The sequence below is a fragment of the Photorhabdus sp. RM322S genome (genome assembly GCF_042879395.1).
Taxonomy (GTDB): Bacteria; Pseudomonadota; Gammaproteobacteria; order Enterobacterales; family Enterobacteriaceae; genus Photorhabdus; species Photorhabdus khanii.
Genome location: NZ_JBHFKW010000090.1, coordinates 1 through 4,627 on the forward strand (window position 1 = coordinate 1; position 4,627 = coordinate 4,627).

A 4,627-nucleotide genomic window follows, 5' to 3' on the forward strand; every position below is an offset into this window, starting at 1 on the left:
GGTGATCATGTTTTTCACGTAGTCGGCGTGGCCTGGGCAGTCAACGTGTGCATAGTGACGACTTGGCGTATCATATTCTACGTGAGAAGTAGAGATGGTGATACCGCGCGCTTTTTCTTCTGGCGCGTTATCAATCTGGTCGAATGCGCGAGCGTTACCACCGTAGGTTTTAGCCAGTACAGTAGTGATGGCAGCAGTCAGGGTAGTTTTACCATGGTCAACGTGGCCGATAGTACCAACGTTAACGTGCGGTTTTTTACGTTCAAACTTTTCTTTAGACATTAGATTGTCCCTCTAAGACACGGAATCGGTGGTTTCACCACATCAACCAAGCTATTTTGCTTGTTGAATATTGCTTACAGGAAGAAAACCAGGAGACAAGGACATAAGGGAATGGTGCTGATAGGCAGATTCGAACTGCCGACCTCACCCTTACCAAGGGTGTGCTCTACCAACTGAGCTATATCAGCACATCTTGGAGCGGGCAGCGGGAATCGAACCCGCATCATCAGCTTGGAAGGCTGAGGTAATAGCCATTATACGATGCCCGCATTGAACTCGGCTACCTGACTTTAATCAGCTGTACATTATATCTCAATGTGCTTCGCTTGGAGTAACTACTCGAGCAGAACACTCAAGACTAAATCTGATTGTTTGGTGGTGGGGGAAGGATTCGAACCTTCGAAGTCTGTGACGGCAGATTTACAGTCTGCTCCCTTTGGCCGCTCGGGAACCCCACCCTATCCAAATTTTTAATGGTGCCGGCACCAAGAGTCGAACTCGGGACCTACTGATTACAAGTCAGTTGCTCTACCAACTGAGCTATGCCGGCATCAAGTGCTGCGCATTCTAGGCAGTGTGAACACTCTATGCAACAAAAAAATTGCCTTAACCTGATCATTCGGTCACAAAATACTCATATTCATCTGATCAGCTGCTTTTTTCAATAGATTCAGACCAAATAACAAACAAAAAATTATCTATAACTATCTGTGGAACTTATTATAATCCTCTATAAAACTCGATAAATTACTTCATTTGCCGTCAGTTAAATTTCCATCATTAAACAAACAACCTAAGCTAGCAGTAAGTAAAACAACTCAATTTTTTACAATTCTGCATTTCTTATCAAAAAAAATCGCCAAAAATACAAAAAAGCCTACGCCTGTCGCTCCTCAGTCGATATGATGCGATTTATTTTTTGTCGGGTACAGGTTGTTTATTACAACCTGTCCAACCTGCACAAACAGGCAGATGTTGGTTTATGAATAAAAAAGAACCTTTTTTGGCTACTCCATATTTGCAATTCAATCGTGAACAATGGGCAACTTTACGTGATTCAGTTCCACTGACATTAACAAAAGAAGAACTAATTGATTTAAAAGGGATCAATGAAGAAATTTCTTTAGAAGAAGTTGTTGAGATTTACCTTCCTTTATCTCGTTTACTTAATTTTTATATCAGCTCAAATTTACGTCGCCAAGCAGTACTCGAACAATTTCTAGGCACTGATGGACAAAAGGTCCCTTATGTCATAGGCATTGCTGGCAGTGTTGCTGTTGGCAAAAGTACTACTGCACGTCTATTGCAAGCACTGCTGAGTCGTTGGCCTGAACACAGAAGTGTAGAATTAATTACTACAGATGGCTTTCTACATTCTAACAGCGTGCTAAATGAACGTGGATTGATGAAAAAGAAAGGATTCCCACAATCATATGATATGCATAGCCTAGTGAAATTTGTATCTGATATTAAATCAGGGTCCGAACAAGTATCTGCACCAGTTTACTCTCATCTTACCTATGATATCGTACCAAATGAACAAAAGTTCATTGAACAACCAGATATTTTGATTCTAGAAGGTCTGAATGTATTACAAAGCGGTATGGATTATCCCCATGACCCACACCATGTATTTGTCTCTGATTTTGTCGACTTCTCTATCTACGTCGACGCACCAGAAAAATTACTCCAAAGTTGGTATATCAGTCGGTTCCTAAAATTTCGTCAGGGTGCCTTTTCAGATCCAGATTCTTATTTCCACAGTTATTCCAAGTTATCAGAAGAAGAGGCAATAAACATTGCATCTGATATCTGGCAAGAGATCAATGGCTTAAACTTGCAACAAAATATTCTACCAACGCGAGAACGAGCAAGCCTAATCATGATAAAAGGCACTAATCACACTATTGAAAGCGTAAGGTTACGAAAGTAAAAATAGTATCCGAACCCGGAAGATATCTCTCTTCCGGTTGTTCTTAACAACCTCTCAAAGAAATCTCACCACCGATATATGGAGTTATGACACCATCCTGATCGAGCAACAAAGCACCTTGCTGATTAATACCTCTGACTATGCCATAAACTTCCTGACTACCAATAATTAATTTTACTGGTCTATCTATAAAATTATCTAGCTCAAACCACCGGGAAATAAATGAAGACAAACCTTCATTTTCAAACTGCATCAGAGCTTTCCTCAGATTAAGTATTATTTCTGCAGCCAATTTATTACGATCAATTTCAATTCCAGCCTGCTGCAAATTAACCCATTGCTGATTAATAGATTCTTCGTCCTTATGATCCATCGCAATATTTATACCTGCACCGATCACAACCTGAGCAGCATCACCAGTTTTTCCCATTAATTCGACTAAAATTCCTGCTAACTTCTTGTCATCAAGATATAAATCATTAGGCCATTTTACCCTAATTCTATCAGCACCAAATCGATGCAATACTTCAGCAATAACAATACCGACAACCAGACTCAATCCGATTGCAGCAGCTGGTCCTTGTTCAAGACGCCAGTACATAGATAAATAAAGATTCTTACCAAAGGGCGAAATCCATTTCCGTCCACGCCTCCCTCTACCAGCATACTGGTATTCTGCAACACAGGCATCCCCTGACTTTAACTCAGATAAACGTTCAAGTAGATACTGATTAGTCGAATCAATAACAGGCAAAACAGCTATACGATCCTGGGGTAAATATTGCAAAATAGTGTATTCATCAAGCAGCTGCATAGGTGCCACGAAGCTATAACCTTTACCAGGAGCCGTTTCCAGTTCAATTCCCCATTCACGAATTGTCTGTATATGCTTATTAATTCCAGCCCTACTCATCCCTAAATCTTGCCCCAGTTGTTGACCAGAATGGACTTCACCATCAGACAAAATTTTAATCAATTGTAATGGTACAGTTATATCTTTCATGAAATACATTCCACAGCATCAATTTCGCCTTTCGAACCAATAAAACGCACCTCAGGTTCAAGTAATACACCAAACTTACTTATCACTTGCTGGCGAATATAGGCAGCCAATGCGATTACATCCTTACCTGTCGCATTTCCCTGATTTATCAATACTAGAGCTTGTCTGAGATGCACAGATGCACCACCGATGCGATAACCTTTTAAATTACACCGTTCAATGAGCCAACCTGCCGCTAATTTGAACATCCCACTAGCATGAGAATACTGGGGGCTATCAGGGTAACTTTCTTTAATTTTTACCGCAACTTCCGCACTGACAATTGGATTTTTAAAGAAACTACCTGCGTTTCCTGTTATTGCAGGATTAGGTAATTTACTGGCACGCATTGTACATACTGAATCAAAAATCTGCTGAGGAGTTACACTACTTCTCGACAACCTAGTCAAATCACCATAGCTCAACATCGGCTGCCAATTCTTCTTCAACAGTAAGCCTACAGCGATAATAAAATAACTTTCTTGATATTTATGCTTGAAAACACTATCCCGATACCCAAACTGACATTCATCAACACTGAGTCGCGTTTGTTCTCCAGTTTCCAGATTCAGGACATCTACGTAATCACATACATCTCTAAATTCAATACCATAAGCGCCAATATTTTGAATCGGTGCCGCACCAGCACAACCTGGAATTAATGCCAGATTCTCTAATCCATGAATCTGATTTTTAAGAGAATAACAGACTAATTCGTGCCAATTTTCTCCCGCTCCTACATGTAGACGCCATGATTCATCAGTTTCCTGGTATTGAATCCCCATGATTCTGTTCAGAATCACAGTTCCTTCAAAATCGTCAGTAAATAAGACATTACTACCCCCGCCAAGCAGCAGTACAGGTTGTTTTTGGCTTTTAGCTTTCTGCCATAAAGCTAATAAAGATTCAGCAGATTCAGCTATATCTAAACATTTAGCATGGGCTGATAACCCAAAAGTATTAAACTCTTTAAGAGAAAGCATTTACTCAATACTCAATAGCTATTTAATAAGTAGTTTATCAGCCTATAGACATGGAAAACAGTTGGAAAACAAAGTTAGTTTTTTCTCTAAATGCAAAAAGGCCACCCAAAAGGGTGGCCTTTTTGTCTTAAAATAAAGTCTGGCAGTTCCCTACTCTCACATGGGGAGACCCCACACTACCATCGGCGCTACGGCGTTTCACTGCTGAGTTCGGCATGGGGTCAGGTGGGACCACCGCGCTATCGCCGCCAGACAAATCCTTTATATATTATCATGGTGCTGATACCCAGATTCGAACTGGGGACCTCACCCTTACCAAGGGTGTGCTCTACCAACTGAGCCATATCAGCAATAGTGGCTCGCAGTCAATATTAACGCAAACCCCAA

Annotated in this window: 4 protein-coding genes, 5 tRNA genes and 1 rRNA gene; 1 reads left to right on the plus strand and 9 read right to left on the minus strand. The window is 40.7% G+C overall.

The genetic code is table 11. From position 1 onward, the window contains the following. The 5 genes from ACGF63_RS22315 to ACGF63_RS22335 all read right to left on the minus strand — a co-directional run. On the minus strand, positions 1 to 282 hold a 282-nt coding region (locus ACGF63_RS22315; protein WP_387633276.1), incomplete at its 3' end, for a GTP-binding protein. 112 nt (positions 283 to 394) lie between these two features. Next, a tRNA-Thr gene (locus tag ACGF63_RS22320) sits at positions 395 to 470 on the minus strand. A gap of 6 nt (positions 471 to 476) precedes the next feature. Next, positions 477 to 551, minus strand: a tRNA-Gly gene (locus ACGF63_RS22325). Between the two features lie 104 nt (positions 552 to 655). Next, positions 656 to 740: transfer RNA gene (locus ACGF63_RS22330), tRNA-Tyr, on the minus strand. A 16-nt stretch (positions 741 to 756) separates the two neighbouring features. Beyond that, positions 757 to 832 (minus strand) — tRNA-Thr (locus ACGF63_RS22335). A 432-nt stretch (positions 833 to 1,264) separates the two neighbouring features. On the opposite strand from ACGF63_RS22335, the gene coaA reads away from it, so the two are divergent. Beyond that, on the plus strand, positions 1,265 to 2,215 hold the full coding sequence (gene coaA, locus ACGF63_RS22340) for a type I pantothenate kinase (RefSeq protein ID WP_132356430.1): 951 nt from the start codon (positions 1,265 to 1,267) through the stop codon (positions 2,213 to 2,215). A gap of 43 nt (positions 2,216 to 2,258) precedes the next feature. Here coaA and birA read toward each other — a convergent pair whose 3' ends face one another. The 4 genes from birA to ACGF63_RS22360 form a co-directional block, all read right to left on the minus strand. Then, positions 2,259 to 3,218, minus strand: coding sequence for a bifunctional biotin--[acetyl-CoA-carboxylase] ligase/biotin operon repressor BirA (gene birA / locus ACGF63_RS22345; RefSeq protein WP_387633278.1), 960 nt, complete (start codon positions 3,216 to 3,218; stop codon positions 2,259 to 2,261). Next, positions 3,215 to 4,240, minus strand: coding sequence for a UDP-N-acetylmuramate dehydrogenase (murB, locus tag ACGF63_RS22350; protein ID WP_036850347.1), 1,026 nt, complete (start codon positions 4,238 to 4,240; stop codon positions 3,215 to 3,217). Before murB ends, birA begins: the two co-directional genes overlap by 4 nt. A gap of 137 nt (positions 4,241 to 4,377) precedes the next feature. Continuing rightward, positions 4,378 to 4,493: ribosomal RNA gene (gene rrf, locus ACGF63_RS22355) — 5S ribosomal RNA — on the minus strand. 21 nt (positions 4,494 to 4,514) lie between these two features. Next, positions 4,515 to 4,590 (minus strand) — tRNA-Thr (locus tag ACGF63_RS22360). Positions 4,591 to 4,627: the final 37 nt, after the last annotated feature.

Excerpts from the sequence above, each read along its gene's own strand:
- birA (WP_387633278.1), bottom strand. The coding sequence starts at position 3,218 with ATGAAAGATATAACTGTACCATTACAATTGATTAAAATTTTGTCTGAT.
- murB (WP_036850347.1), bottom strand. The coding sequence starts at position 4,240 with ATGCTTTCTCTTAAAGAGTTTAATACTTTTGGGTTATCAGCCCATGCT.
- coaA (WP_132356430.1), top strand. The coding sequence starts at position 1,265 with ATGAATAAAAAAGAACCTTTTTTGGCTACTCCATATTTGCAATTCAAT.